The sequence below is a fragment of the Kocuria sp. genome (assembly GCF_030530945.1).
GTDB lineage: Bacteria > Actinomycetota > Actinomycetes > Actinomycetales > Micrococcaceae > Kocuria.
On the sequence record NZ_JAUMTZ010000012.1, the window covers coordinates 1 to 26,385 of the forward strand.

Consider the following 26,385-nt stretch of genomic DNA (forward strand, 5'->3'; position numbering starts at 1 on the left):
CGGTGGGCCTGGGGGCGTGGTGGTTCGCGGTCCTCGGCCGGACCCCCCCCTGGGGCGCGGCCCGGGGCCCGGGCCTGAGGCCGGCGGGGGGCCCCTGCGCGGGGCCGCCCGCCGTTCTCGTGCGGTGCGGTGCTCGACCGGTGGTGAGCGGGGCTCAGCCCCGCGCGGACTCACGGTGTGATCGGTACCAGGCCACGGCGTCGTCGAGCCCGGTGGGCAGGTCGATGGAGGCGGTCCACCCCAGGGCGCTCAGGTGCGAGACGTCCATGAGCTTGCGCGGGGTGCCGTCCGGCTTGGAGTCGTCCCAGCGGGTGGCGCCCCGGTAGCCGGTGGCCGCGGCCACGAGCTCCGCGAGCTCCTTGATGGAGACGTCCTCGCCGGTGCCCACGTTGACGTGCTGGGGGCCGTCGTAGTGCTCCATGAGGAACAGGCAGGCGGCCGCGAGGTCGTCCACGTGCAGGAACTCGCGGCGGGGGGAGCCCGAGCCCCAGTTCACGATCTCCGCATCGCCGTTGCGCACGGCCTCGTCGTAGCGGCGGATCATGGCCGGGAGCACGTGCGAGCCGGTGGGGGAGAAGTTGTCCCCGGGCCCGTACAGGTTGGTGGGCATGGCGGAGATCCAGGGCAGCCCGTACTGCCGCCGCACCGACTGCACGTGCAGGATGCCCGCGATCTTGGCGATGGCGTAGGCGTCGTTGGTGGGTTCCAGGTACCCCGTGAGCAGGGCGTTCTCCCGCAGCGGCTGCTCCGCGAGCTTCGGGTAGATGCAGGACGAGCCCAGGAAGAGCACGCGCTCCACATCCACCGCCCGGGCGGCGTCCAGGAGGTTGAGCTGGATGCGCAGGTTGTCCGAGAGGAAGTCCACGGGGCGCGTGCTGTTCGCACCGATGCCCCCCACCTTCGCGGCGGCGAGCACCATGTAGCGGGGCCTGTGCTCCGCCATGAACTCCTCCACGGCCCCGCGGTCGCGCAGGTCCAGCTCCCGGGACGTGGCGCCGATGAGGTTCTCGAACCCCTGCGCCTCCAGGTGGCGCCACACGGCCGAGCCCACGAGACCGCGGTGGCCCGCCACGTAGAACGGGGCCGAGTGGTCCAGCGCGCCCGGGGTGTAGGTCACGTCGTCGCTGGTGCGGGCGTCCGCGGGGTCGCTCACGGTGTGCGGCCACTGCGAGCCGGGCACCGCAGCTGTCACCAGTTCTTCTTCGTTGTCCACTTCAGTCCTCATGCTGCCTTCTCCGGGGTCCAGATGTGCTGTGCCACGGTGTCGATCCACGGCGAGCCGGCGCAGTCGAGCGCGGCGCGGTCCGCGTCCACCATGATGCGGGCGAGCTCGGGGGCGTGCACGGTGGCCTTCCACCCGAGCTTCTCCTCCGCCTTCGAGGGGTCCCCGATCAGGGCGTCCACCTCGGTGGGGCGCAGGTAGCGCTCGTCGAAGCGCACGTGCTCCTGCCAGTCCAACCCGGCGTGCTCGAAGGCCGTCTCCAGGAACTCGCGCACTGTGCTGGGGCGGCCGGTGGCGAGCACGAAGTCCTCGGGCTCGTCCACCTGGAGCATGCGCCACATACCCTCCACGTACTCCGCGGCGTAGCCCCAGTCGCGGATGGCGTCCAGGTTGCCCATGTACAGGTGCTCCTGCTTGCCGGCGGCGATCGCGGCCACCGCACGGGTGATCTTGCGGGTCACGAAGGTCTCACCGCGGCGCGGGGACTCGTGGTTGAACAGGATCCCGTTGACGGCGAACATGTCGTACGCCTCGCGGTAGTTCTTGGTGATCCAGTAGGAGTAGATCTTCGCAGCGCCGTAGGGGGAGCGCGGGTAGAACGGGGTGTCCTCGTTCTGCGGCGGCGGGGTGGCACCGAAGAGCTCGGACGTGGAGGCCTGGTAGAAGCGGCACTTCACGCCGGCGCGGCGCACGGCCTCCAGCAGGCGCACCGTGCCCAGCCCGGTGGTGTCACCCGTGTGCTCGGGCTCGTCGAAGGAGACCCTCACGTGGGACTGCGCGGCCAGGTTGTACACCTCGTCCGGGTCGATCTCACCCAGCAGGGTGACCAGGCGCGCCGCGTCCGAGAGGTCCCCGTAGTGCAGGAACATCCGGGCCTCGGGGTTGTGGGGGTCCTGGTAGAGGTGGTCGATCCGGGACGTGTTGAACGTGGACGCACGGCGGATCAGGCCGTGGACCTCGTAGCCCTTGGACAGCAGCAGCTCCGCGAGGTAGGAGCCGTCCTGGCCGGTGATGCCGGTGATGAACGCTTTCTTGGTCATGGTGTTCTCTCCCCTTGTGGTGTGTGGTGCGTGTGGGCCGCGGTGCCGGTGTCAGGACCGGGCGGCGGCGGGTGTGCGCTGCTCCGAGGGGACCCCGGGGAGCAGCCTGGTCAGCGCCGAGACGAAGGAGCGCACCGCTGCCCCCCGGCTCAGGACGTCGCGCACGTAGCGGCGGCCGCCGCGGTGCGTGGCTCCACCGGTGGTGATCCACTCCCGGTGCAGCGTGAGCGCGCCGTCCACCAGCGCCTCCGGGTCACCGGGAGCCACCCGGATCCCCGCGTCCGCGGCCTCGAGCTCCGCCGCGGAGGGTCCTTCCGCCTCCACGGCGGCGAGCACAGGGCGGTCCGCCGTGAAGTAGCTGGTCAGCTTGCTGGGCACGCACATCTCGGTGAGGCCGGGGCGCTCGTTGACCAGCAGGATGTCCGCCGCGCGCAGCAGTCCGGCGTAGGTGTCGTTGTCCACGCTGGGCAGCACCTCGAAGCGCGGCGTGCGGGCCGCGAGCTCCTCGAGCTGCGGGCGCTGGTGGCCGCCGCCCACGAGCACGAACCGCAGCGGGGCGCCCCGCCGCTCGGCCACGGCCGCGGCCGCGGCCACGTTCGCGAGGTCCTGCTTGGCGCCCATGTTCCCGGTGTGCAGCACCACGACGTCCTCCGTGCCCCACCCGAAACGGCGCCGCAGGGCATCCGTGTCCACGGTGGGTGCCTCGGAGATGTGGGTCCAGTTGCGCACCGTGGTGATGCGCTCGCCGGGCACTCCCATGTGGCGCTGCAGGTAGTCGGAGAACCGGTCGTGGATCACGACGACGCCCTCGCAGGAGCGCAGGAACGTCCCCTCCACCGCGCGCATGACGCGCGTGACCGGACCGCCCGCGGCGCCGGTCTCCGCCAGCCCTGCGGTGTAGATGTCGTGCACCCAGGCGATCACGGGGGTGCCGGTCAGTGCGGCGCGGGCCCGCACGATCGCGGAGGCGAACAGGGCGGGGGTGATGACCACCACGGCGTCGGGGCGGCCCCACGGGGCCGTGGCCGCGCGCAGTCCGAAGGTGAGCTCCATGCCCAGGCGGCGCAGCTGCCCGGCGTCGTGCGGCACGGGGTGGGAGACGCGCAGGACGGGGACGCCGTCGATGGCCTCGCGGCGCCCACCGCTGTGCGAGTAGCCGTCGTGGACGCGCCACTGCGGGTAGTGGGGCAGGCCGGTGATGACCTCCGTGTCCCAGCCGGCCTCGCGCAGTGCGCTGGCCATGCCCGCGGTGTACGGAGCGATGCCCGTGTGCTCCGGTGAGTAGTTCAGTCCGATGATCAGGATGCGTGGTGCCACGCTCTCTCCTCCCCCGTGAAGCCGGGGCGGCGCCCCGGCTTCCCCCAGTTGTGGCGGGCCTCCCCAGGTCCGCCGTCATTCCCGGCAGATCCCCCGGGAATGAGAAATGGTGCCGACCCCCGTGACACGGGCCCGTCGGCGTTCACCATCATAATCACCCGGAAACGAATGGACCGCTGGAGTGTTGACAATTCTGTGTGGGCCCATATAGGTACAACCGGATAAAAGCGCAGGTGGGGCCGGGAAAAACAGTCCGGATAATGGAAAAACACACATTAGGGGACATGGCGACCGGATATTCCCCGGGGGTCCGGGGCTATGATTTGTGAGTGCAAAGCTGCACGGTCACCGCGGGGGAGCGCGGAATCCGGGCAGTGGAGCACCTCGTGCGGCGGGGGGACTCGGCCGCGGGAAGTACCCGTCGGGAGGGCGGGAGCGAAGCACCGGGGGCGCGGCTGAGGCGCACCCGGGGCGGAACTGGGGAGAATCATGCGTATTGCCGGTCAGGCAGTTTTTCTGACGGGGGACGAGCACACCATTCATGCGTGGGTGCACGGGCCCTCGGACGGCCGCGTCCGCGGTGCTGTGATTGTGGCGCCCGCGCTTGCGCGGGAAGAGGTGGTGAGCCACCGCAGCATGCGTCTGGTCGCGGCTCGGGCGGCGGAGGCCGGGTGGCTCGCCGTCCGCATCGCCTGGAGCGGGACCTCCGAGTCCGGTGAGCGGCCCTCGGACAGGGATCCGGTGGCTGTGTGGCACCGGGACCTCGCCGTGGCGTACGAAACGGCCCGCGAGCTGGTGGGCCCCGATCTGCCCGTGCATGGGATCGGCCTGCGGCTCGGCTCGGCGCTCCTGGCCACGTCCCCCCTGCCCTTCGAGACCCGGGTGCTGTGGGAGCCGGTCTCCGGCGCCGCGTACCTGCGCCAGTACACGGGTCTGCGCCGCATGAGCGGACTGCAGCTTCCACCCGAGACCGGGCAGGGGGTGGAGATCGGGGGAATGCACTTCACCGACGCCGAGGCCGCGGCAGTGCGCGCCCTGCCGGACCCCCGCCAGGTGCACACCCCTGGACTCGTGCCGGTGCGCGAGCAGGACCGGTCCGTGGCCAAGAAGCTCTACGGCGTGGCGACCATCTACGCCAAGGCGAGCCCGGATGCCATTGCGGCTCTCGTGGCCCGTCTGGAGGATTCGTCCTGCGCCGCTGTGCCCCGGGCGGACTGGGCCGACGCCGGTCGGTGGCGTCCGGTGACCGCGGCCCGTCTGCACGTGGCGGAGTTCGGCGTGGACGTGAGCGAGGAGCTGCTCGAGCTCGGACCGGACCGCCTGCCGGCCACCTACACCCATCCGGTGGGGCGCCACGGCACGGGAAACGGTGCGGTGTTGCTCGCCCCGCCCTCGGTGGACCCCAAGGACGGGCCCACGGGGCTGTGGACCGTCCAGGCCCGACGCCTTGCCGCCCGAGGTGTGCCGACCCTGCGCGTGGAGCGCCACCACTGCGGGGACGCCTCCGGAGTCGACCAGCTCGCGGACGTCAACCCCTACACCGCGCAGGGAATGGCGGACCTCGACATGGGCGCCGCGTGGCTGCGTGAGCGCACGGGTGAAGAGGTCACCGGCGCAGGGCTCTGCCTGGGCGGGTGGCTGGTGGCCATGGCCCCTCCCTCGAGCGCCATGACTCGGCGGGTGCTGATCAACAACGTCTCCTGGCGCTGCTCCTCGCGGTACTACGCGCGGCTCTACCGCGACTGGGACGTGGATCCCGTCCTGGACAGGCTGCGGACCATGAACGATGTGGCGCTGCCACGGACCTGGCGCACCCGGCTCAAGAACAGGGTGCGCCGCCACATGCCCTACCCCGTGTGGTTGGCCCTGGGGCGGTGCAACCTGCCGAACGTGCCCGAGGTGGTCATGGAGTATGCCACCCGCGGCGCCGAGCTGAGCCTGTACTTCGGGCCGGAGGACGGGCAGGTCTTCCGGGAGGAGCGGGGTGAGGAGGGACTGGTGCGTCTCCAAAAGCAGGGCCGCCGGGTCGAGGTGCATCACGTCCCGGAACTGGACCACTCCCTGCAGGCACATGCCTCGAGGCTCGCCGCGATGCAGATCATCGACAACGCCGTGGGGCTGGTGGGGGACACCCGCCTGGACCGGCACGAAGACAACACCAAGGAGGTGGCGACGTGCGTCGCATGACAGGACACCGCACCCACGCTCGGGGAGCCCGCTGTCCGGCGGTGCTGCGGGCAGTCGCCGCGACCTCGCTCACGGCCGTGCTGCTCACGGCGTGCGGGACCGGGCAGCCGGAACCCGCGGCCACCACCACGACGGCCATGGGGTTCGACGCCCAGGCCGTGAAGCAGGCGGGGTTCGAGCACCCGGAGCAGCTCAGGCAGCAGGCGGACGGGATCACCGTCACCGCCGCGCGTGGCCTGTCGCAGCGCGCCGTGGAGCTCGAGGTCACGACCGACGCCGTGTCACGGGACGCCCCCGGAGGCCGGAACTCGGTGGTGGTGGTCACCCCTGAGAACTACGACCCCGCGCGGAAGTACCCCGTGGTCTACATGCTGCCGGGCAGCGGCGCCAAGGACGCCCCCGCCCTCCAGTGGTACGAGGCGGGACAGGCGGAGCAGGTCAGCGCGGGCCTGCCTGTCATCACGGTCATCGTCAGCGGTGGCGAACAGGGTTGGTACACCAACTGGGCCGACCAGGAGGAGATGACCCAGAACTGGGAGACGTTCCACCTGGACCAGGTGGTGCCGTGGGTGGACTCCCACCTGTCGACCGCCGCGGACCGAGACCACCGCCTGGTGCTGGGCAACTCCATGGGCGGCTACGGCGCCGTGCGCTACGCCGAGGACCGCCCGGACCTCTTCGCCGAGGCCGTGAGCCTGTCCGGGCTGCTTGACCTGTCCTCCGAGGCGGCCAGAGACAACCTGCTGGAGGCCTCCAAGCAGGTCACGGGAAAGTGGAACTCGGTCTTCGGCAACGGGGCCACCACCACGGACGAGCAGTGGGACGCGCACGACCCACTGGTCCAGAGCGGAAAGCTGCAGGACGTGCGCGTGCAGCTCTTCGCGGGGACCGGCAACGGCCAGGACGGGGACATCGAGCCCGCCCTGCGGGACAGCACCGCGGCGCTCGCCCGGGAGCTGGACTCCCGGGGGGTCTCCCACCAGTACACCGAGTACGGTGCGGCGGGCTCGTGCGACGGCGGGCACACGTTCGAGTGCTGGCGCCCGGCCGCCACGGTGGCCCTGGGCCGCTGGGCGGACCGGCTGAAGCTGCAGCGCACGGCCACGCAGCCCGCGGTGGACCCGCAGTTCGAGCACATCACCTCCGGGACGGGATCATGACGCCGCGGATGGGGTGCGACCTGCAGGCGGTCGCGCCGGTGGCCGAGGCCCTGGACGCGCGCGGAGCGCGGTACCTCGCCGCGGTGTTCGCGCCCGAGGAGGTCGCGGAACTGACGCGCTCGGGCCAGCGGGCGGCGTCGGCGGAGTCCGTGGCGGGGCGCTTCGCGGCCAAGGAGGCCGTGATGAAGGCCCTGGCCCCGGGGCGCGACGACGCCGTGCCCTGGCCGCACATCGTGATCCGCGCGGGATCCCACGGCGAGCCCCGGGTGCAGCTGCGGGACGCGGCGCGGCGCCTGGCCCGCCGCCGGGGAGTGGAGCAGTGGAGCGTCAGCACCTCCCACGACGGCGGCTTCGCCATGGCGGTGGCCCTCGCCCAGTGCACGGCCGAGCCCCCGGGCCCCGGCGGCGGCGTCGGGCCCCGCGACGCCGCGGAGCAGGCACCGTGGCCGCGCCCCGGGGACGCCCCGCAGACCCCGTGAGCCCGAGGGCCACGGCACCAGACCACCGCGGCGGCCGCGAGCCGGCCGCACCGCGGCACACAGGAACAGACACCCAACAGGAAGAGGTACAGACCATGGATTCCACCGCCATCGAGACCACCGTGCGGTCCGTGCTCGCCGAGCAGGGAAAGCTCTCCGAGGACGCCCAGGCCATCGCCACGGACGCGGACCTGTACCGCGCCGGCATGACCTCGCACGCCTCCGTGAACGTGATGCTCGGCCTCGAGGACGAGTTCGACATCGAGTTCCCCGAGGAGCGCCTCACCAAGGCCACGTTCACGTCCATCCAGTCCATCACCGATGCCGTGGAGGCGATCCAGAATGACTGAGACCACTGTGCTGAGGGAGACCTCCCGCCCGCAGGACGCGGAGCAGGAGCGCGCGGAGCGCAACGCCGCCCGCGCCGAGGCCGTGGCCCGCGTGGCCCGGGAGCACGCGTCCGACGTGGACGCCGAGGGCCGCTTCCCGCGGGAGGCGATCGACGAGGCCCGCGCCCAGGGTCTGCTGGCCGCGCCCATGAGCGAGGCGGACGGCGGGCTGGGCTACAGCATCACCGAGCTGTGCCGGATGCTGGAGCGCGTGGGCCGCGAGTGCACGTCCACCGCCATGATCCTGGCGATGCACCACTCGCAGACCCTGTGCCTGACCCGCCACGCGGACACCGACTACCTGCACGAGTTCACCCGCCGGGTGGCCTCGGAGGGTCTGCTGCTGGCCTCGGCCACCACCGAGGTCAACATCGGCGGGGACACCCGCACCTCCACGTGCGCGGTGCGCCCGCTCGGCGAGGGCCGCGTGCACCTGCACAAGACCTGCCCCGTGATCTCCTACGGCGCGTACGCGGACGCGATCCTGGTGACCGCGCGCCGCAGCGAGGACGCGGCGTCGAGCGACCAGGTGGTGCTCGTGGTCGAGGCGGCGGACCTGCAGCTGGAGCGCCAGCGCGGCTGGGACGCCCTGGGGATGCGCGGCACGTGCTCGGAGTCCTTCGAGCTGGACGCCACCACCCGCGAGGACGCCATGTTCCGCACGCTGTTCGAGACCATCTCGGCGCAGACCATGCTGCCCGGTGCCCACTGCCTGTGGGCCTCCGCGTGGCTCGGGATGGCCACCCAGGCCGGGCTCACCGCCCGCTCCGTGGTGCAGAAGGCCGCGCGCAAGACCCCGGGGACCACCCCGCCGTCCGCGCTGCGCCTGGCCGAGCTGGAGGTCCAGCTGCAGGCCATGACCGACGTGGTCCGTTCCTCCGTGGCCCGCTACGAGGCGGCGTACGACGATCCCGCCGCGTGCGAGTCCATGCAGTTCGCGATCGCCATGAACACCCTGAAGGTCTCCGGCGCGGAAGCGGTCCGGAAGATCGTGGGGGACGCCATGGTGATCGTGGGCATCACCGGCTTCGCCAACCAGTCGCCGGTGAGCCTGGCCCGTCTGTACCGGGACAGCATCGGCCCGTCCGTGATGGTCAACAACGACCGGATCCTGCAGCACACCGCCACCATGCAACTCGTCTCGAGGGGACAGCGATGACCACCACCGACACCCACCAGGACCTGAGCACCATGCAGGACACGTTCCGCGAGGGGCTCGAGGCCAACGGCTGGCTGCTGCCCACCCTGGGCGACGGCGTCAACGGGCTCGGCCCCCAGGCGGAGGACGTGGTGCAGGGCATCGCGGCCGCCGCCCGGAAGATCGCCCAGCGCCTCTCCCCGGAGCAGGGCTCGCGGCGGCTGCGCTTCCCGCCGGTCAACGGCACCCGCCTGCTGGAGCGCACCGACTACGTGGCGTCCTTCCCGCAGCTGCTGGGGACCATCGCCGCGTTCGAGGGCGACAACAAGGCGCACCGCCAGCTGCTGGCCACCTACGAGGAGCACGGCGACTGGTCCTCCCAGCTCACCCCCGCGGGCCACGCGCTGGTTCCGGCCGTGTGCCACCCGCTGTACGCGTACCTGGAGGGCTCCGAGGTGGACGGCTCCGTGTACGAGCTCACGGGTGAGTGCTACCGCCACGAGCCCAGCCCTGACCCCATGCGCTTCGTGACGTTCCGGATGTTCGAGGCCGTGCGCATCGGCACCCCGGAGCAGGCGCAGGAGCACCGCGAGAAGTGGCTCGCCGCAGGCACGGACCTGCTGCGCGCCCTGGGGCTCACGGTCGAGGCGGACACCGCGAACGACCCGTTCTTCGGCCGGGCCGGCAAGCTTCTCAGCGCGGGCCAGCGCGAGGCGCAGCTGAAGTACGAGATCCTCACGGAGGTCTACCCGGGCCACCCCACGGCGATCGCCTCCGCGAACCTGCACGAGGACCACTTCGGCGAGGCCTTCAGCATGCGCACGCCCGACGGCGCCGTGGCCCACTCCGCGTGCTTCGGCTTCGGCCTGGAGCGCGTGGCGCTGGCGCTCGCGGCCCGGCACGGCTTCGACGTGACTGCCTGGCCGGCGTCCGTGCGCGAGGAGCTGTCCCTGTCATGACCACCATCACCGAGGACCGCGGGGCCCCGGCGACGGGCGAGGACACCGGCTCGCCGTTCGGCGACGCCGTCCTGGCCGTCCGCGGCTGCGAGACGCTCACCGCGGCGGACGCGCCGCGCTCCGTGCTGCACGACCCGGCGGAGCCGTGGTCACCCACCAACTGCTACATGGACGTGTGGATCGGGCTCACCGCGGTGCTCGGGCTGGACCCGGTCCCCATGCTGGGGGCCGCGTTCGCCGCGGACTTCCTGGGGGACCAGTGGGAGTTCCTCAAACCCCGCCAGGAGGACATCGAGTCGCTCTACGGCCTCACGGTCGGGGAGTACGACACGTGGCGCCCCCTGGGAGAGCATCTGCAGTGCGCGATGTCCCGCGGGGACGCCCTGATCGTGGAGGTGGACGCGTTCCACCTCCCGGACACCGCGGGCGTCTCCTACGGGACGAGCCACACCAAGACGTCCATCGTGCCGCTGCGCCTGGACCCCGCGGCCGGGGAGCTGGTGTACCTGCACAACGACGGCGTGCACGTGCTGCGCGGGGAGGACCTGGAGAACACCCTGGGTCCGGGGGCCCGCTCGGGCGTGGTTCCCTACCCGTACGTGGAGCTGGTGCGGGTGCAGGGGATGCACGCGCAGGACCCGCAGGAGCTGTGGCGCCGCGGCGTGGAGCTCGCCAGGGCCCACGTGCGCCGCGCTCCGGCTGTGAGCCCCGCGCAGCGCCTCGTGGCGGCCATCCGGGCGGAGCTGCCCGTGCTCGCCGAGCGCGGCATGGACTACTTCCACGCGTACTCGTTCGCCACCACCCGCCAGGCGGGTCTCACCGCCGGGCTGGCCGCGCACGCGTGCCGCTACCTGGCGGAGGGCGCCGAGCGCTGGCCCAGCGACCTGGCCGTCCTGGAGCTGCGGGAGGCGGCCGAGTCCCTGGACTCCGCGGCGGCCGCCGCGAAGACCCTGCAGTTCCAGCTGGCGCGGGTGGCACGGGGGCGGACCCCGCGCATCGACGCGTCCGCCGCCGAGTTCGTGGGCGGGTACGACACCGGCATGCAGTGCCTGCGCGACGCGGTGGGCATGGGGGAGTGATGACGGCTCCGGAAGACGTGCTGGCCCGCGCCGCGTGGACGCTGCACCGCTCGGGTGTCCAGGACGAGCACTCCGAGCTGCTGGCGGACGGGATCGCGGCCCGCGTCCCGGGGACGGTCTCGGGGGCCCTGCGGGACGCCCTCGGGGCGGACACCGTGGACGCGGTGCTGCACGCGGGCTCGGACGACGCCGTGTGGGAGTACCGCACGCGGGTCACCACCGCGGGCGGACCCCACCGGTTCACGTCCACCGGGATCGCCACGGTGGCGCGCCTGCTCGTGGCCGGGCGGCCGGTGCACTCCTCGGACACCGCCTTCACACCGTGGGACGTCACGGTCGAGCTCCCCGCGGGGGAGTGCGAGCTCGTCCTGCGGCTGCTGCCCCTGGCCTCCGTGCCGGTGCCCCGCAGACCCCGCGCCCGCTTCCTCTCGCCCCTGGTCCCGGACCGCTCGATGCGCTGGCGGCGCACGCCGCTCACCGGAGCCATCGACTGGCCCGGGGCCCGGCCCGTGCTGGGCCCGTGGGGCGGCCTGAGCGCGCGTCCCGCGGCACCGGCGCTCGCGGCGGGCCCCGCGGCGTCGTCCCCGGAGCACGCGGACGACGCCGCCGCCGCGCCCGCTCCGGCGCCCGGCGCGCCGTTCTCGGTGCTCACCCGGGTGGACGCCGCCGGTGACGGCGTGCTCACCGTGCTGCTGCCCGCGGCCGAGCTGCCCCGCGAGGGCGCCCCGGCCGCCGTGACGGTCCGCGTGGGGCAGACCTGCTCCGCGGGTGCGTCCGCACCCGGTGCCACGGGGACCGCCCTGCCCGATGCCGCTGCCTCCGCAGGACGTGGTCCGGTGGTCGTCGCGGGTTCCGGTTCCGAGGCACCCGCAGGTCCTGCCCCCGCCGTCCCGGGCGCCTCCGCGTCCGGCACCGTGAACCGGGAGGTGCTCGTGACCGCCGCGGACGCGGACGCCTCCGGGTGCGTTGCGGTGGAGCTCACCGTGCCTCGTCCGGCTCTGTGGTGGCCGCACGGGATGGGCGCGCAGGCCCTGTACCGCGTGGACGTGGCCCTGGCTGACGCTGCGGACACGGACCGGGACACGGTGACGCACACGGCCACTGCCGGGTTCCGCACTGTGGCCGCCGAACCACGGGACGCCACCCGCCGCGGCCTGGCGCTGCGGGTCAACGGTGTTCCCGTGTTCGCCCGCGGTGCGCTCTGGTCCGGCGCGGATCCGTTCGAGGCCGCGGCGGACCCGGCGCGCGTGCGCGCGGTGCTCACCCGGCTGCGGGACGCGGGGGCCACCATGGTGCGCCTGCCGGGCACGGGCTGCTACGAGGGCGAGGACTTCCACCGGGCGTGCGACGAGCTGGGCCTGATGGTCTGGCAGGACGTGGCCCTGGGTCCCCTGGACCCGCCCGACGACCCCGAGTGGCGCGCCGGACTGCGCCGTGAGGTCCACGCCCTCGCCTCCCGGGTGGCGCCCCACCCGTCCACGGTGGTGCTCTCCGGGGGCACCGAGGTGGTCCAGGCCCCCGTGCTCGCGGGCAGGCCCGCGGAGCAGTGGGTCTCTCCCGTGCTCCTGGAGGACGTCCCCGCGGCGGTGGGCCGGGCCGGTGCGGACGTGGTGGTCGTGCCGTCCTCGCCGTGCTCCGACGCCGAGCTGGACGCCGCGCGCGAGGCGTACGACGCCGCTTCCGCACCCTGGCGGTCGCCGCGTGCCGGTTCCGACGACTCTGCCGGGGGTGCCGCGCAGAGTCGCGCCGGCGCCGCCCTTACGGCGCCCGACGCGGCCTCCGCCGGCGGGGCCGACGCGGCAGCCGGGCAGCCTGCGCCGACCCGCGCGGACGGTGAGCAGACGGCGGCGGGGGAGCGGGCGGCGTCGTCCGCCGGGATCCCCGCAGTCTCTCCCGTGGACGCCGCGGACGGTGTCTCCCACTACTTCGGGGTGGGCGCGTACGGGCGCCCGCTCGAGGACGCGGTGACCCGCGGGGTGCGGTTCGCGGCCGAGTCCCTGGCGTTCGCCGTGCCGCCCGAGCCCGCGGTGGTGCGCGCGCAGTTCGGTGTGGACGGCCCGCTGGACCGCGAGGCGTCCGCGGAGAGCTGGCGCGCGGGCCTCGCGCACGACCCCGGCGCGGCGTGGACGTTCGAGGACACCGCCGTGACCTACGTCCACCGGCTGTTCCTGGACCGGGACAGCGATCCGGAGGCAGGCCTGGCCCGGCCCGCCCGTCCCGCGCCCACGAGTCTCCTGGACAACCACTCGCGGTTGCTGGAGCACGAGCGTGCCGCGATCGCGCACGTGTTCCAGCGGACCTTCGCGCACTGGCGCGCGGAGGAGTCCGCGTGCCGGGGCGCACTCGTGCTCTCGGCCATGTCCACGGCCCCCGGCGCGGGATGGGGCGTCCTGGACGTCACCGGCAGGCCCACGGCGGCCTGGTACGGCATGCGGCGGGCGTGCGCTCCCGTGGCCCTGTGCTTCGTGCCGCGGGGCGGGGACGGGCTCGCGCTGCACGTGTGGAACGACGGTCCGTGCCCGCTGGACGCCACCGTGCGCCTCACCGTGGCCACCGTGCGGGGCGGGTCCCGGCCTCCGCTGGAGCTGCCCGTCGCCGTGCCTGCCCACGGTGAGGCCGTGCTGCGCGCGGACCTCGCGGACGGCACCTTCCGCGACCTCGACCACGCCTACGGCTTCGGGGACAGGGAGTACGACGCCGTGTCCGCCGTCCTGCTCGACCGCCACGGCCACGAACTGGCCCGGGACGCGCACCTCAGCGGCGGGCCCCGGCGCGACGACCCCGCCGATCCGGGCCTGGACGCCCGCTGGGACCGCGGGCCCGACGGCGCGTGGCGGGTGGCCGTGGCGGCCGCCGGTCTCGCGCGGTTCGTGGCCCTGGACCTGCCGGTCCCGGTGGGCGCCTCGACGGACGGCGTGTCGCTAGTCGGTGCCCCGGAGGTGGGCACCGCGGTCGTGGGCACCGCGCTGGGCGCCGCCGCCGCGGCGGTAGCGACGCAGGACGCCCCGGTGGCCGGGACGGCTACGTGCACGTGCTGCCCGGTGAGACCGTGCACCTGCCGGTCACCGGCCGGGTGGACGAGGCGGTGCGCTGCGCCACGCGCGTGCGGGCGCTGGGGACGGACCCGGTGGCGGTCAGCGAGGACTGACGCCCCGCGGCGGGTGTCGTCCGGTGGTCGCGGCCCCGCCGTGTGAGGCGGCGGTGCGGACCGTGTGGTGTGGAGCGCGGCGGTGCACGAACGGCGGAGGGCGGGACCCGGTGGGTCCCGCCCGCTCTCGTGCCCGCCGCCTGCCGGTTCAGCGCCCGGCGGCCGCCAGCCCGGTGACCTCGTCCACCATGTACCGGGTGAGCGTGTCTCGGGAGGCCGTGGCGAACACGGAGTGGTCCAGGGGGTCCAGGAGCACCACGGCGGAGCGCCCGTCCCGGTGGGCCTTCGTGACGTGGGCGTACGCGGCGTCGGCGGGGCCGAAGACGGCGGTGACCCGGAGCCCGGGGACCCGGGCTAGGCGGCGCAGTGCGGGCTGGGGGACGTCGATGATCCCCAGGGAGGCCGCAAGGGAGTTGATCCGGGGCGAGGCCTCGTGCGCGCGGGTACGGGTGCCGCGCACCACGGCGCGGGCCACGTCGCCCCCGCGGGAGACCACGGTCCGGGCCAGCGCCCGGGCACGGTCACCGGCGGACACGGCGGCGGTGGCCTCTGCGCCGGAGGGTTCGGTTTCGGTGTCCTGCGCCGGGGCGGGTGCGCCCTCGCCGGGCATGCGCGGCGCCAGCGGGCCGCTGCGCACCCCCTGGCGCCAGTAGCGCCACGGCTCGCCCTGCCACGCGACGCTGTTGATCGCGTACAGGCTCAGCCGTCCGGCCACCTCACGGGACAGCTTGGGCGCCGCCGCCACGAGCCCCCATGCGCTCAGGCAGATGCCCGCCGCGGCCAGGGGCCCGTCGGTGAGCCGCGCCAGGTGCTCCACGAGCTCCCGGCACTCCGCCACGGTGAGCCGCGCGTACGGGTTGGAGTTGCGGGTGCGTTCCGGGTGCACCAGCTCCCCGGTGTCCGTGCGCTCGGCCATCAGGCACACCGCCCCCGCGGCGGCGGCCAGCAGCTCGGTGCGCAGCCAGAAACCCCCCTCGCCCTCCATGACGTCCGAACCCGGAGACATCAGCGCGAGCCCCGGTGCGTGCGCGGCACGCCGCACGGGCTCCGCGAGAACGGCGGGCCGGTTCTCCCGGCCGCTGACGGTGCGGACCAGCCGCACGGGGACGCCGTGGACGTCCACGGTGAGCTGCTGTGCGGGGCGGGGCCACGCGGCGTCGTCGTGCCCGGCGGCGCCGCGGGTCGGAGCGTGCTCCCCCAGGGCGGCGAGCACGGCGGGCAGCAGCCCGTCCGGCACGGTGGCCACGCGGGGGTGGACGTCCAGGGGCAGGGGGCCGGTGCTCTCCTCGGACAGCACGCGGATGCCGCGCCGCACATCGTCGGCGGGCGCGGAGAGGCGCTTGAGCTCGGCGGCCCCCTCCGCGGAGAGCTGCAGGTCCATCAGCTCGGTGCCGTCCGTGACGCGCGGGGGCAGGTCGGAACCGGCCATGCGCCGCAGCGCGCTCTGGTGGCGCAGCCACTGCTTGCCGGACACCGGCGCCATCAGCACGCGCTGCACCCACCCGGAGTCCTCGTCCGCGGCCATGAACGCGCCCGCCACGCTGAAGCCGACGCCGTGCACGGGCTCCCCGGCACCGGCCCACTCGCGCACGGCGCGCAGGTCCGCCGCCCACAGCTGGGCGTCGCACGCCACCTCCAGCGTGGGGCTCTGGTTGGTGCCGGACCAGTCGAAGCGCACCACGCGCCAGCCGTCCGCGGCGAGCGCCCGGGCGGTGTGGACCACGGTGCGATTCATGGTCGCGCGCTCGCGGCCCGGGGGCGCGGCCACCACCACGGTGGCCCCGCGGGACGGGGCGGCCGGTTCGTGGACGTCCACGGCGAGCCAGCGTTCCCCCGCCGGGATCCAGCCGTGGGTGACGGCGGTGCCCGCGGTGGCCGGTGAGCCGGCCCTGCGGACGCGCGACAGAAGTGGATGTGACGGCGTGCTCATGGAAATCTCCCCCGTGACTGCTGTGCCCCGTGCCAGCGCACCGCGCCGCCACGCCGCCGTTCTCTCCCCCGGGCGGCGGGGCGCATGTGCGGACACATGTACTTCTCCAGGGTAGTGCTCAGGTTCTCGCGGGGTGGGTCGGACCTCCGCCCCCACTTCGGGGGGTGCGCGGGGGCGCCTGGGGGACAGCTGACGGGGTGGCGCCGGGGTCACCCGGAGGTGGTGGCGCACGCGCTCCGCGGCCGCGGGCGGACGGTCGCCTAGGATCGGGCCAGGACCGCCGCGGTCGCCTCGGTTCCCGCGCCGTGCGTGCGGCGCTCCCGGCCCGCAGGCCACACACCACTGCGACGACGACACCACGGGGACGGTCACGACATGAAGAAGCACCAGGCGTCACGCGAACCGGCGCAGTACCGCCGCCCACCGGAGAAGGTCCAGGGCCGGCGCTCCGGGGTGGGCATGGACGTGGTGGAGAACATCTTCTTCGGGGTGGTGATGGTCCTCATCCTGGTCTTCGCCATCGTGATCCTGCGCAGCGTGGGCAGTGCGTGGTCGCTTATCGGCTACAGCATCGTGTTCTGGGCGCTGATGGCCTACCTGGCCCTGCCGCGGCTGCACCGCACGCTGACCAGCATCTACGTCCCGTCCTACTTCATCGGACGGACCGTGACTCCGGACGGGCTGCTGGGGGACCCGGTGAACCTGGCCGTCAACGGATCCGCGCGGCAGATCCACACCGCCATGCAGAAGGCGGGGTGGACGCTCGCGGACCCCGTGACGCTGGGCTCGAGCCTGGGGATCGTGAAGTCCTCCCTGACCCGCAAGAGCTACCCGGAGGCTCCGGTGAGTCCCCTGCTGCTCTTCGGCAGGATCCAGGACTTCGCGTACCAGCAGGAGGTGGACGGCAACGCCGCCCAGCGCCACCACATCCGCTTCTGGCGGTGCCCGCAGGACTGGCCCCTGCCCGGTGGTGGCCACCGCGTGCAGTGGCTCGCCGCGGGGACCTACGACCGCGCCGTGGGGCTGTCCCTGTTCACCCTGCAGGTGACCCACAAGATCGACGCGGACATCGACGTGGAGCGGGACTACGTGGTGGACAGCGTGCTGCACGCCGTCCCCGAGGCGGAGGTGGCGGTCATCGAGGACTTCTCCACCGGCTACCACAGCCGCAACGGCGGCGGCGACGCCGTCCGCACGGACGGTGATCTCCCCGTGCTGCAGCTCGAGCACGTCCCCGCCACGGAGACCGCCGGCTCCACGAGCCTCGCGGGCAGGGCCACCGACAGCGCGTCCTCCCCCGAGGACGTCATCCAGGACGTCGCGCGCCGGCCCTTCTCGATCGTGGCGGCATGGGCGCTCACGCTGGTCTCCCTGCTCACGTTCGCCGCGGACACCGTGCTCAACCCGGGTGACCTGTTCTCCGACGTGGACACCACGGGGGACTCGCAGCTGGAGAACACCATCGCGGTGGGCGTGGTCCTGGCGGTCTTCGCGCTCCTCATGGGGTTCATCCTGTTCCTGGGGTGGCGCACCTTCCAGGGCAGCCAGCGGGCCCGCCTCACCATGATCGTGCTGGTCACCATCTCCCAGACCGGTCAGATGATCGCGTTCTTCCAGGGCGGGCGGCCGAGCACGGGCGCGCTGCTCTCCGCGTCCATCGACCTCCTGACCGTGTACGCCCTCACGAGCCTCTCAGCCCGCGCGTGGACGCGCGGCGGCGCCGAGCGCGCCCGCGCCGAGGCGGCCGCGTGATCCTTGCGGTCCCGGTGGTGGCCCCGCCCCGGGCGCACCCTGTCCCGCTCAGTGCCGTCCCGGGCAGATCGGTGGTCTGGTCCCGCCCTCTGTGATCCCCGCCATGACAGCACGCTCCCAGCCGGTTGCCGGACAATTCCCTGCGTCCCCTTCCCCGCACGAGAAAGGAACACGCAGCATGCAGCTGAGCCACAAGCTGCCCGCGGCTGTGCTGGCCGTTCTGGCCGCCGCCACGTGGGCAGTGCCCGCGGCGATCGACCGGGCGGTCGAGGAGCCCCAGGCCACCACCACCTCCTCGGAGACCGTCTCGCTGGAGGCCACGGGCGGATCCGTCCTGGACTTCCGCGCGCCCGGTGGATGGACCACCACCCCGTCCGGCACCCGCTCCTCGGTGACGTACACGAAGCCGAAGGACGAGCAGACCCTGCACATCTCGGTTCTGGACCAGAGCAAGGACTTCGACACCACCGCCGACCGCGTCCTGCGCCAGGAGGCGCTGGCGGGCACCTCCGCGGCCTTCGACGGCGGCACCGTGACCTCCCCGAGCGGTTTCTCCGGCAAGAGCTGCGTGGCCATCAAGCCCGACGACAAGGCCACCGGCCCCTGCGCCGTGGTCCACAAGGGCGACCTCGTGGTGGCGGTGACCGCCACGAGCACCGGCAAGGACCAGGCACCGGACCTGCAGTCCCTCGTGGACAGCTTCACCGTGGCCCAGAGCGACGCCGCCGGAACGGATGAGGAGAGCGGAGAATGAGTTCAGTGAGCACGCCGTCCGCCGTTCCGGCGGCACATCGCCCTGTCGGCAGTGGTCCCGAGGCCCACGGGGCCGGGTCCCCTGCGGTGGCCTCCCGTGGCGCCAAGGGCTGCCCGGCCTACGGCCACGAGTTCTTCCAGCCGCGCTCCGCCGTGTGGTGGGTCTTCTGCATCCTGGTGGCACTGGGCGCCCCGGGGGTCACCCTGGCCGTGGCCCAGTCCTTCACGGCGGCGAAGGACTCGCTGCTGACCATCGCCCCCGTCTTCGTGATCACGCTGGTCCTCTTCGCAGTCCTCGTCCTGTGGGCGGACCCCTACCGCGCCCGGCGGGGCTGGATCCTCGCACTGGCGGCGCTCTACGGCGCCACCGTCCCCACCTGGCTGGGCATCCACGCGAACGGTCACCTGAGCTCCATCACCGCCAAGCTGCTGCCCAACGGTGTGGGGGCGGACTGGAGTGCCGCCGTGGCCGGACCCACCAGCGAGGAGTTCGGGAAGATGCTGGGCGTGGTGATGATCATGCTGATCGCCTCCCACACCCTGCGCCGCCCCATGCACGGCCTGCTGGTGGGAGCGTTCGTGGGGCTTGGGTTCCAGATCTTCGAGAACGTCTCCTACGCCGCCAACAACGCGCCCTCCAATCCGAACGACGACCTCTCGGGCGCCTTCAGCGTGACCCTGCTGCGCAGCGCGATCGGGATCTCCTCCCACTGGCTGTACTCCGCGGTCGTGGGCGTGGGGGTGGCCGTTCTGCTGGGCCGCACCGTGAAGCGCTGGTCCCTGGCTCGCCGCATCCTCGGCTTCGTGGGACTGTTCGTCCTGGGGTGGGGGCTGCACTTCTGGTGGAACTCCCCGTCCCCCCAGGCGGCGGCGGCCATCCTGATGGTGCTCAAGATCGCAGTGGCCCTCACCTGCTTCATCCTGGTGGCCCGGTGGGCCTGGCGGCAGGAGCGGCTGTTCCTGTCCCGGGCTGACGCCGAGCTGCGGCAGTCGCCGGTGGCGCGCAGTGCGGACGTGGACCTGGACGATCCCACCGTCACCAGTGCGGCGGGCACCCGCAAGCAGCGCAGGAAAGGCCTCAAGGAGGCCCGCAAGAACGGTGGGCGCTCGCGCAAGAAGCTCGTGAAGAGCCTCCGCAGGCGCTACCTGGACGCCCTGCAGGCGTGGGGCCGGCGCGGCACCGGGGTGGACGAGCTGCCCACGGTGTCCTGACCCCTGAGCCGTGACAAGCGTGCCGAGCGGTGCACGCCCGTCACCGGCACCCCACCCGAAGGCCGGGCCCGGAGAGCAGCGCGCTCTCCGGGCCCGGCCCGTCTCACCTCACGTCGATCCCGAAGACCCGCTTCACGGCGGTGACCACGTGGCGGCCGTAGCGCTGGGAGGACGGGGTGGAGGAGAACGGCAGGAAGCGTCCGGGGACGTCCGGGTGGGTGATCTTCCCGTGCGTGGGCCCGGACGTGGTCACCTCGAAGCCCGCCCCGCGCAGCCGCTCCAGCAGCTGCCGGCGGTTGGTGGGGTAGCGGGTGCCGCCGCCACCGGGTTTCGCGCCCGTGCGCTCCAGGGAGTCGGGGGTGTCCGCCCAGGTCTCGTCCGGGCGGCGCGCGACCGCCCAGCCGCTGCGGTAGATCCCCACCACCCGGTGCTCCGCCCGGGTCACCTGCACGCACAGCGGCCCGCGCACGTAGTAGTCGGTGCGCCCCAGGTCCGCGGTCCACGTGTCCTCGGGGCGGGCGACCACCGCGCGCAGGGCCTCCTCGCTCACGTCCCACACGCCGCGCACGTCCACGCCCTCCGCGGGCAGTTCCAGGTCCGGGGCGCCCACCGCGGCGGAGTCCACGCTGTAGTACGCGTTCTCGGGGGTCGAGGTCTCCGGGGTCACCCCCGCGCGCAGCAGCTCCACGAAGCGCACGAGCTGCGGGTCCACGCTCAGCTCACGGGCCGCCGGTGCGTTCGCGAGCCCCGGCACGCTCCGGGGACCAGGGCCGGGCCTGGGTGCCCCGTCCGCCGCGGTGTGGGCGGCGGTGGCCCGCGTCCCGGGCGACCGCCCCGTCTCCGCGTCCCCGGCCGACGACGCCGTCGCGCCCGCATGCTTCCCCGCGACCGGTCCCGGCGCGGTTGCGCGGTCGGTGGATCCCCGCGGGGACGCCGCAGTGTTTGCAGGCGACAAAGCAGCCGAGGACTCCTCCGTGCCGGGTGTCTCAGGGCCGGGCCGCCACGAGGCGTAGTCCACCGGCCGGACCTCCAGAGCGGGGTTCTTGCGGCCGCGCATCACGGCGGGGGAGGGGCGCTGAGCGGTCATGGCGGCGGGTCCTGTGCTGGCGGGCGGGAGGTCCCTGACACCGTGCCACGATCCGGCGGTGATTGCCATCCATCCGGGCGGAAGGCGGCCGGTCGGCGTCGTCGTGGTGGCGGGCGCGGCCGTAGAATCGTGCGGATGGAATGCGGATACTGGGACCGGGACCTGTGCCGGTCCTGCACCCTGATAGAGGTGCCCTACGAGCGCCAGCTGGCCCGCAAGCAGGAGCTGGTGCGCGAGCTCGTGGACCCGTACGGTGCGCCCCGCTGGTTGGAGCCGGTGGCGTCCGCGGAGGCGGGGTTCCGCAACAGGGCCAAGATGGTGGTGGGCGGGCGCGTGGGCCATCCCACCCTGGGGATCCTGGACCACCACGGCCACGGCGTGGACCTGCGCCGGTGCCCCCTGTACCCCGAGCCCGTGAGCGGGGCGGTGCGCGCGCTCGCCGACTTCGTGGCGCGGGTCCGGCTGCTGCCGTACGACGTGGCCAGGCGCCGCGGCGAGCTCAAGCACCTGATCGTGATGGGCAGCCCGGCGGGCAGGCTCATGGTGCGCTTCGTGCTGCGCTCCACGTCCCAGCTGCCCAAGATCCGCGAGAACATGGGGCTGCTGCGCGAGCTGGTCCCCGCGGCGGACGTGGTCTCGGTGAACCTGCAGCCCGAGCACAAGGCCGTGATCGAGGGCCCCGAGGAGATCCTGCTCACCGAGCAGGAGGAGCTTCTGGTGCGCCTCAACGGCATGGACCTGCGCGTCCGCCCGCGCTCCTTCTTCCAGACCAACACGGCGGTGACGGAGCGGCTCTACGACCAGGTGCGCACCTGGGTGCGGGACGTGGACCCCCGCTCGGTGTGGGACCTGTACTGCGGCGTGGGCGGGTTCGCGCTGCACGCCGCCGCGCCCTCGCGGGAGGTGGTGGGTACCGAGATCTCCGCAGAAGCCGTGGCCTCGGCCCGCGCCACCGCCCGCTCCCTGGGGCTGCCGGAGGCCGGTCCCGGCTCGGTGCGCTTCCTCGCCGACGACGCCGCGGCCACCCCCGCCCAGCTGCCGGGTTACCCGGAGCTCGCCGTGGTCAACCCGCCGCGCCGGGGCCTGGACGCCTCCCTGTGCGAGTGGCTGGAGACCTCGGACGTGGCCCACGTGGTCTACTCCTCGTGCAACGCCACCACCCTGGCGCGGGATCTGACCCGCATGCCGTCCCTGGAACCCGTGGAGGCCCGGCTGCTGGACATGTTCCCCCACACGGACCACTACGAGGTGGCCGTGCTGCTGCGGCGGCGCTGACCGCGGGCGGGACCGGGGCTGGGCGGGCGCGTGCTGGGGGTGCTGGGCCCGGGGAACGGGACCGGGCGCCGTCGTCCGTGACCGCGGGGCCCGGTCCCGGGGCGGTGCCGGTTCCTAGAGCTGCGCCGCGGTGATCGCCCGCAGCCGCCCCACGGCCTCGCGGACCATGTCCGCGACCGGCTGGTCGATGTTCAGGACGTATCCGCCCTCCGCCTGCTCCAGCGGCTCCAGTGTGGCGATCTGGGAGGCCAGCAGGGACGCCGGCATGAAGTGGCCGCTGCGGCCCTCGATCCGGCGGGTCAGCACCTCCAGGGTGCCGTCCAGGTGCAGGAACAGGGCGGAGGGCGCCTGCGAACGGATCCGCTCCCGGTACACGCGCTTGAGCGCGGAGCACGCGATCACGAGACCCTCGCCGCGCTCACCGTGCTCGTGCAGGCGCCGCCCCACGGTCTCCAGCCACGGCCAGCGGTCCTCGTCCTCCAGGGGAGTGCCCGCGGCCATCTTCTCCACGTTCTCGATGGGGTGCAGGCTGTCCCCGTCCAGGAACTCGACGCCCAGTTCGTGGGCCACGAGCGTGCCGATGGTGGTCTTCCCGGAGCCCGACACCCCCATGACCACCACGAGGGGGGAGGCGACGCCGCGGGCGTTGCCCGGTCCCTCCACCCCCGTCCGCTGCGTGTCCGTGCGGTGTGCGAGCGGGGAGTGGTCCCCCGCAGCCTCGGCGGTCGTCATGTGGTGGGCCTCTTCCGTGCGTCGTGTGCGGTGGTTCTGCCGGCCGCGCACGTGCTCACGCACCGGTTCGCTGCGCCGCGGCCCTCCAGCGAGGGTAGTCCTGTGCCGCCGGTCGGGCATCCCGGGCGAGGTTCCCCGTTCCCGGGCGCATACTGTCCTGATGATCACCCTCCTGCTGGTCCTGCTGACCGTGGCCGTCATGTACGCGGTGGAGCACCGGTGGCCCGGGTTCCGCAGGATCGGTGAGTGGTGGCTGCGGCACGCGGACCCCATGAAGACCTGGGTGCGCCGCGCCCCGCTGACCTACATGTACCTGGGTCTGCTGACCTTCACCACGTGGCTGCTGTGGAACACGGACGGGCGGCTTCGCACCGCGTTCCTCAGCGAGCAGTCCACGAGCCTGCACCAGCTCAGCAACCAGCCGCTGACCGTGCTGGTGCGCAGCGCCATGTACGTGACGCCGCCCGAGCTGCTGCTGTGGTGGATCCTGTTCAGCGTGGTGGTGGCACCCCTGGAGCACCGCGTGGGGTGGCGGCGGGTGCTCGTGGGCTTCGCCGTGGGCCACATGGGCGCCACGCTCGCGGTGGCACCCGTGCAGCTGTGGGCCGCCCAGCAGATGCAGGGGCCGGCCGTGGCCTTCGAGCGCATCGACGTGGGGGCGAGCTACGGGTTCTTCGCGCTCGCGGCCCTGGCCACGTTCCACGGGACCCGGCGGCGTCGGCTGCTGTGGCTGAGCGGCGTTCTCGCGGTGGTGGTGGCGGGTCTGGCGCTGGACCTGGACTGGACGGCGGTGGGCCACGCCGTGGCCGCCGGGCTGGGCTTCGCGTGCTTCCCGCTCGTGAGCTCCCAGGCGGTGGTGCGCCACCAGGCGCGGGTGCGCGCCCGCAGGCTCTGGGAGCAGGAGCACTGACACCCTCCCGTGGCGGACCCGCGCCCGGTGCGGGGCTCCGTTGAGGACGACCCCGCCCCGGGCGAGGGAGGTGGTGCTGGATCAGTCGCGGGTCCCGGCGGACTCCCCGGCACTGAGCGAGCGGTGGTGGGCCATGAGCCGCTTCTCCCGGGGGAGGATGCACAGCAGCAGGACCACGGTGAGCACCACGGAGATGGTGAGCAGCCCGTAGGTGGCGCCCCAGCCGAACTGGTGGACCACCCAGCCCACACCCGTGGAGGCCAGGGTGGCGCCGAAGACGTAGCCGAACAGGCCGGTGAACCCGGCGGCGGTGCCCGCCACGTTGCGCGCGGACATGTCCAGCGCCTGCAGACCGATCAGCATCACGGGCCCGTAGATGAATGCACCGATGAAGAACAGGAACACCATGAGCAACCAGTACGGGGTGCCCACGGGGGCCAGCCAGTAGGCCACCAGGAACACGCCCACACCCAGCATGAAGGTGATGCCGGTCCAGCTGCGGTTGCCGCGGAAGACCTTGTCGGAGACCCATCCGCACGCCAGGGTGCCGAAGATCCCGGCGAGTTCGAACAGCGAGAAGCCGGCGATGCCCTGCGCGAGGGACATCCCGTGGTGCTCCGCCAGGTAGGTGGGGGCCCAGCTGAGCACCCCGTAGCGCAGCGAGTAGATGAACACGTTGGCCAGGGCCAGGAACACCATGGTGGGGTTGAGGAGCACGTGCTTGACGATCACCCGCCAGTAGGAGCTGTTCGCCAGCTCGTCCTGGTCCGCCTCCACCTTGGCGGGGTCGTTGCGGTACTCCTCGATGGGCGGCAGGCCCACGGCCTCGGGGCGGTCGCGGACGAGCACGAAGGCCACCACGGCCACCACGAGCGCACCCACGGCGGGCACCCAGAACGCCGACTGCCACGAGTCGCCGGTCAGGGCGAGGCCGAGGGCCGCGAGGGCACCCACGCCCATGCCGCCCACGTTGTGCGCAGTGTTCCAGATGGCGGTTTTCCAGCCGCGCTCGTTCGTGGAGAACCAGTGCACGAGCACGCGACCGCAGGGGGGCCAGCCCATGCCCTGCACCCAGCCGTTGACGAACATCACCGTGGCGAACACCGCCACGGACGCGGAGACCGCGGGGATGAACGCCACCGCGAAGTTCGCCACCGCGGACAGGGCCAGACCCACGGGCAGGAAGTAGCGGGCGTTGGAGCGGTCCGAGATGGTCGCGGAGAAGAACTTGGAGAAGCCGTATGCCAGCAGCACGGCGTTGGCGATCAGCCCGATGCCCACGGTGGTGATGGTGCCCTGCTCCAGCAGCAGCGGCGCGATCAGGGAGATGTTATTGCGGATCAGGTAGAAGCCCGCGTACCCCAGGAAGATGCCGATGAACACCTGCAGCCGCAGGCGCGGGTAGCGGCGCTGGACCTCCTCGGTGGACAGCCGCGGCGCCGCAGGCGGTGCGGCGAGCCAGCTGCGGCGGCGCTCGCGCGGCGCGGGCCGTGCGGGGGTGGTGACGGGGTCGGCGGCGGTCTCGGATGACCCCGGCCGGTGCGTGTGACTGGGCATGTGGCGCAACTCTCGTACGGTCGGACGGTTCTTCCGGGTGAGGGAGGGAGGTGCTACGAGGGTAGTACGGGGGCACCGGGCGGCGGGGCAGGACGGGGCGCGGCGGCGTCGTCCTCCTGCGGAGGGGGCAGGACGGGCAGGGCTCAGCCGCCGAGCAGACCCGTGACGCCGCGGACCAGGACCACCACCCCGCCCAGGGCGGCGAGCGCCAGGGCGAGGCGCTGCGCCGTGGCCTTGCTCACCCGGTGGGCGGCCCACGAGCCCACCGCGATGCCCGCGAGCACCGTGGCGACGAGGGCGGCCAGGGCCACCGGCGCGGGGACGGGCAGCGCGAAGTGCACGCCCGCGGCGAGCTTCGACGCCGCCGAGAGGGCGCCCATGCTCATGAACACCGGCTGCATGGTCGCCGCGAAGCGCACCTGGTCCCACCGCGTCACCCGCGAGTAGATGACCATGGCCGGGGCGGCGACGCCCGCGGTCGCGTTGAAGAAGCCGCCCAGCATCCCGGCGGGGACCGCCGCGGCCCGCCGGGAGACGTGCGGCACGGCGGGGGAGAAGCGGGTGACGGCCAGCCCACCCAGCACGACGGCGCCCACGGCCACCTGCAGCCACGCCCCGGGGACCACGTGCACCACGCAGGCGCCCGCGAGGATCCCGGGCACGGAGGCGGCCACGAGCACGGCCGCGTGGCGCCACTCCACGAAGCGGCGGACGGAGAGCATCACCAGGAGGCCCGAGCAGGTGGTGACGGCGTTCGTGGCCAGCACCCCGGCGGCCGGGCCCATGAGCAGGGACAGCACCGGCGCCACCACCAGGCCCACGCCCGTGCCGGAGACCCGCTGCAGGACGGTGCCCACCAGCACGGCGGCCAGCGCGGCGAGAAGGAGGATCATCACGGGCCCTTCGGCTGGACGGTGTGGCGGGGGTCAGCCTCCCACGAACCGCGGCGGGGTCGCAGGTGAACGTGTGACGCCCAAGGTTCGTGTCGCAGGCATGGTGATGGCATGGGGAGAGGAGCGGGCGTCTCGCCGCCGAATGAGAGATGGCGCTGATGCTCTC

At 73.4% G+C, this 26,385-nt stretch carries 21 protein-coding genes; 13 read left to right on the forward strand and 8 right to left on the reverse strand.

The features are described from left to right. Nucleotides 1-154 precede the first annotated feature (154 nt). Genes Q4A22_RS09815 through Q4A22_RS09825 form a run of 3 tightly spaced genes read right to left on the reverse strand, consistent with a single transcriptional unit; the run spans nt 155 to nt 3,579 of the window. Nucleotides 155-1,225: a GDP-L-fucose synthase gene (locus Q4A22_RS09815; RefSeq protein ID WP_303179048.1), complete on the reverse strand. Its 1,071-nt coding sequence runs from the start codon at nt 1,223-1,225 to the stop codon at nt 155-157. Further along, nucleotides 1,222-2,262, reverse strand: a complete 1,041-nt coding sequence (gene gmd / locus Q4A22_RS09820) for a GDP-mannose 4,6-dehydratase (RefSeq protein WP_303179049.1) — start codon at nt 2,260-2,262, stop codon at nt 1,222-1,224. Before gmd ends, Q4A22_RS09815 begins: the two co-directional genes overlap by 4 nt. A gap of 51 nt (nt 2,263-2,313) precedes the next feature. Continuing rightward, nucleotides 2,314-3,579 carry a glycosyltransferase family 4 protein gene (locus Q4A22_RS09825; RefSeq protein WP_303179050.1) on the reverse strand — a complete coding sequence of 422 codons (1,266 nt, stop codon included), beginning with the start codon at nt 3,577-3,579 and terminating at the stop codon, nt 2,314-2,316. Between the two features lie 621 nt (nt 3,580-4,200). On the opposite strand from Q4A22_RS09825, the gene Q4A22_RS09830 reads away from it, so the two are divergent. The 8 genes from Q4A22_RS09830 (at nt 4,201) to Q4A22_RS09865 (ending at nt 14,164) form a co-directional block, all read left to right on the forward strand. Further along, on the forward strand, nt 4,201-5,766 hold the full coding sequence (locus Q4A22_RS09830; RefSeq protein ID WP_303179052.1) for a hypothetical protein: 1,566 nt from the start codon (nt 4,201-4,203) through the stop codon (nt 5,764-5,766). Beyond that, complete coding sequence (locus tag Q4A22_RS09835) at nt 5,763-6,926, forward strand: alpha/beta hydrolase family protein (RefSeq protein ID WP_303179136.1); 1,164 nt, start codon at nt 5,763-5,765, stop codon at nt 6,924-6,926. Before Q4A22_RS09830 ends, Q4A22_RS09835 begins: the two co-directional genes overlap by 4 nt. After that, nucleotides 6,923-7,405, forward strand: a complete 483-nt coding sequence (locus Q4A22_RS09840; protein WP_303179054.1) for a holo-ACP synthase — start codon at nt 6,923-6,925, stop codon at nt 7,403-7,405. Before Q4A22_RS09835 ends, Q4A22_RS09840 begins: the two co-directional genes overlap by 4 nt. 95 nt (nt 7,406-7,500) lie before the next feature. Continuing rightward, a complete protein-coding gene (locus tag Q4A22_RS09845) occupies nt 7,501-7,755 on the forward strand; it encodes an acyl carrier protein (RefSeq protein ID WP_303179056.1) in 255 nt (84 codons plus the stop codon). Next, the gene (locus Q4A22_RS09850) at nt 7,748-8,953 is read left to right on the forward strand and encodes an acyl-CoA dehydrogenase family protein (RefSeq protein WP_303179058.1); all 1,206 of its coding nucleotides are present in this window, start codon (nt 7,748-7,750) and stop codon (nt 8,951-8,953) included. The genes Q4A22_RS09845 and Q4A22_RS09850 overlap by 8 nt, the downstream gene beginning before the upstream one ends. Continuing rightward, on the forward strand, nt 8,950-9,891 hold the full coding sequence (locus tag Q4A22_RS09855; protein ID WP_303179060.1) for a hypothetical protein: 942 nt from the start codon (nt 8,950-8,952) through the stop codon (nt 9,889-9,891). Before Q4A22_RS09850 ends, Q4A22_RS09855 begins: the two co-directional genes overlap by 4 nt. Further along, a complete protein-coding gene (locus Q4A22_RS09860) occupies nt 9,888-10,970 on the forward strand; it encodes a DUF1839 family protein (protein ID WP_303179061.1) in 1,083 nt (360 codons plus the stop codon). The genes Q4A22_RS09855 and Q4A22_RS09860 overlap by 4 nt, the downstream gene beginning before the upstream one ends. After that, nucleotides 10,970-14,164, forward strand: coding sequence for a hypothetical protein (locus Q4A22_RS09865; protein WP_303179062.1), 3,195 nt, complete (start codon nt 10,970-10,972; stop codon nt 14,162-14,164). Before Q4A22_RS09860 ends, Q4A22_RS09865 begins: the two co-directional genes overlap by 1 nt. A 102-nt stretch (nt 14,165-14,266) precedes the next feature. Here the strand turns inward: Q4A22_RS09865 and Q4A22_RS09870 are convergent, their stop codons facing one another. Continuing rightward, the gene (locus Q4A22_RS09870) at nt 14,267-16,048 is read right to left on the reverse strand and encodes a hypothetical protein (RefSeq protein ID WP_303179063.1); all 1,782 of its coding nucleotides are present in this window, start codon (nt 16,046-16,048) and stop codon (nt 14,267-14,269) included. Nucleotides 16,049-16,423: 375 nt separating this feature from the next. Here Q4A22_RS09870 and Q4A22_RS09875 point away from each other — a divergent pair, with 375 nt between their 5' ends. The 3 genes from Q4A22_RS09875 (at nt 16,424) to Q4A22_RS09885 (ending at nt 19,765) form a co-directional block, all read left to right on the forward strand. Continuing rightward, nucleotides 16,424-17,800: an LssY C-terminal domain-containing protein gene (locus Q4A22_RS09875; RefSeq protein ID WP_303179065.1), complete on the forward strand. Its 1,377-nt coding sequence runs from the start codon at nt 16,424-16,426 to the stop codon at nt 17,798-17,800. Nucleotides 17,801-17,978: 178 nt separating this feature from the next. Next, nucleotides 17,979-18,554, forward strand: a complete 576-nt coding sequence (locus tag Q4A22_RS09880; RefSeq protein ID WP_303179067.1) for a hypothetical protein — start codon at nt 17,979-17,981, stop codon at nt 18,552-18,554. Further along, nucleotides 18,551-19,765 carry a PrsW family intramembrane metalloprotease gene (locus Q4A22_RS09885; protein WP_303179068.1) on the forward strand — a complete coding sequence of 405 codons (1,215 nt, stop codon included), beginning with the start codon at nt 18,551-18,553 and terminating at the stop codon, nt 19,763-19,765. The genes Q4A22_RS09880 and Q4A22_RS09885 overlap by 4 nt, the downstream gene beginning before the upstream one ends. Nucleotides 19,766-19,868: 103 nt before the next feature. Here the strand turns inward: Q4A22_RS09885 and Q4A22_RS09890 are convergent, their stop codons facing one another. Next, on the reverse strand, nt 19,869-20,519 hold the full coding sequence (locus Q4A22_RS09890) for a hypothetical protein (protein ID WP_303179070.1): 651 nt from the start codon (nt 20,517-20,519) through the stop codon (nt 19,869-19,871). A gap of 468 nt (nt 20,520-20,987) precedes the next feature. Here Q4A22_RS09890 and rlmC point away from each other — a divergent pair, with 468 nt between their 5' ends. Next, nucleotides 20,988-22,127 carry a 23S rRNA (uracil(747)-C(5))-methyltransferase RlmC gene (rlmC, locus tag Q4A22_RS09895; RefSeq protein WP_303179072.1) on the forward strand — a complete coding sequence of 380 codons (1,140 nt, stop codon included), beginning with the start codon at nt 20,988-20,990 and terminating at the stop codon, nt 22,125-22,127. Nucleotides 22,128-22,241: 114 nt separating this feature from the next. Here the strand turns inward: rlmC and Q4A22_RS09900 are convergent, their stop codons facing one another. Beyond that, nucleotides 22,242-22,859: a gluconokinase gene (locus Q4A22_RS09900; RefSeq protein ID WP_303179074.1), complete on the reverse strand. Its 618-nt coding sequence runs from the start codon at nt 22,857-22,859 to the stop codon at nt 22,242-22,244. Nucleotides 22,860-23,019: 160 nt separating this feature from the next. Here Q4A22_RS09900 and Q4A22_RS09905 point away from each other — a divergent pair, with 160 nt between their 5' ends. Then, a complete protein-coding gene (locus Q4A22_RS09905) occupies nt 23,020-23,769 on the forward strand; it encodes a rhomboid-like protein (RefSeq protein WP_303179075.1) in 750 nt (249 codons plus the stop codon). 81 nt (nt 23,770-23,850) lie between these two features. On the opposite strand, the gene Q4A22_RS09910 is transcribed toward Q4A22_RS09905, so the two are convergent. Next, nucleotides 23,851-25,326, reverse strand: coding sequence for an MFS transporter (locus Q4A22_RS09910; protein ID WP_303179076.1), 1,476 nt, complete (start codon nt 25,324-25,326; stop codon nt 23,851-23,853). 143 nt (nt 25,327-25,469) lie between these two features. Continuing rightward, nucleotides 25,470-26,219, reverse strand: coding sequence for a sulfite exporter TauE/SafE family protein (locus Q4A22_RS09915; RefSeq protein WP_303179137.1), 750 nt, complete (start codon nt 26,217-26,219; stop codon nt 25,470-25,472). Nucleotides 26,220-26,385 lie beyond the last annotated feature (166 nt).

Coding starts and splice junctions, on each gene's coding strand:
- Q4A22_RS09855 (WP_303179060.1), top strand. CDS start 8,950: ATGACCACCACCGACACCCACCAGGACCTGAGCACCATGCAGGACACG.
- Q4A22_RS09815 (WP_303179048.1), bottom strand. CDS start 1,225: ATGAGGACTGAAGTGGACAACGAAGAAGAACTGGTGACAGCTGCGGTG.
- Q4A22_RS09865 (WP_303179062.1), top strand. CDS start 10,970: ATGACGGCTCCGGAAGACGTGCTGGCCCGCGCCGCGTGGACGCTGCAC.
- Q4A22_RS09900 (WP_303179074.1), bottom strand. CDS start 22,859: ATGACGACCGCCGAGGCTGCGGGGGACCACTCCCCGCTCGCACACCGC.
- rlmC (WP_303179072.1), top strand. CDS start 20,988: ATGGAATGCGGATACTGGGACCGGGACCTGTGCCGGTCCTGCACCCTG.
- Q4A22_RS09835 (WP_303179136.1), top strand. CDS start 5,763: ATGACAGGACACCGCACCCACGCTCGGGGAGCCCGCTGTCCGGCGGTG.
- Q4A22_RS09905 (WP_303179075.1), top strand. CDS start 23,020: ATGATCACCCTCCTGCTGGTCCTGCTGACCGTGGCCGTCATGTACGCG.
- Q4A22_RS09850 (WP_303179058.1), top strand. CDS start 7,748: ATGACTGAGACCACTGTGCTGAGGGAGACCTCCCGCCCGCAGGACGCG.
- Q4A22_RS09870 (WP_303179063.1), bottom strand. CDS start 16,048: ATGAGCACGCCGTCACATCCACTTCTGTCGCGCGTCCGCAGGGCCGGC.
- Q4A22_RS09860 (WP_303179061.1), top strand. CDS start 9,888: ATGACCACCATCACCGAGGACCGCGGGGCCCCGGCGACGGGCGAGGAC.
- Q4A22_RS09915 (WP_303179137.1), bottom strand. CDS start 26,219: ATGATCCTCCTTCTCGCCGCGCTGGCCGCCGTGCTGGTGGGCACCGTC.
- Q4A22_RS09910 (WP_303179076.1), bottom strand. CDS start 25,326: ATGCCCAGTCACACGCACCGGCCGGGGTCATCCGAGACCGCCGCCGAC.
- Q4A22_RS09840 (WP_303179054.1), top strand. CDS start 6,923: ATGACGCCGCGGATGGGGTGCGACCTGCAGGCGGTCGCGCCGGTGGCC.
- Q4A22_RS09845 (WP_303179056.1), top strand. CDS start 7,501: ATGGATTCCACCGCCATCGAGACCACCGTGCGGTCCGTGCTCGCCGAG.
- gmd (WP_303179049.1), bottom strand. CDS start 2,262: ATGACCAAGAAAGCGTTCATCACCGGCATCACCGGCCAGGACGGCTCC.
- Q4A22_RS09880 (WP_303179067.1), top strand. CDS start 17,979: ATGCAGCTGAGCCACAAGCTGCCCGCGGCTGTGCTGGCCGTTCTGGCC.
- Q4A22_RS09875 (WP_303179065.1), top strand. CDS start 16,424: ATGAAGAAGCACCAGGCGTCACGCGAACCGGCGCAGTACCGCCGCCCA.
- Q4A22_RS09885 (WP_303179068.1), top strand. CDS start 18,551: ATGAGTTCAGTGAGCACGCCGTCCGCCGTTCCGGCGGCACATCGCCCT.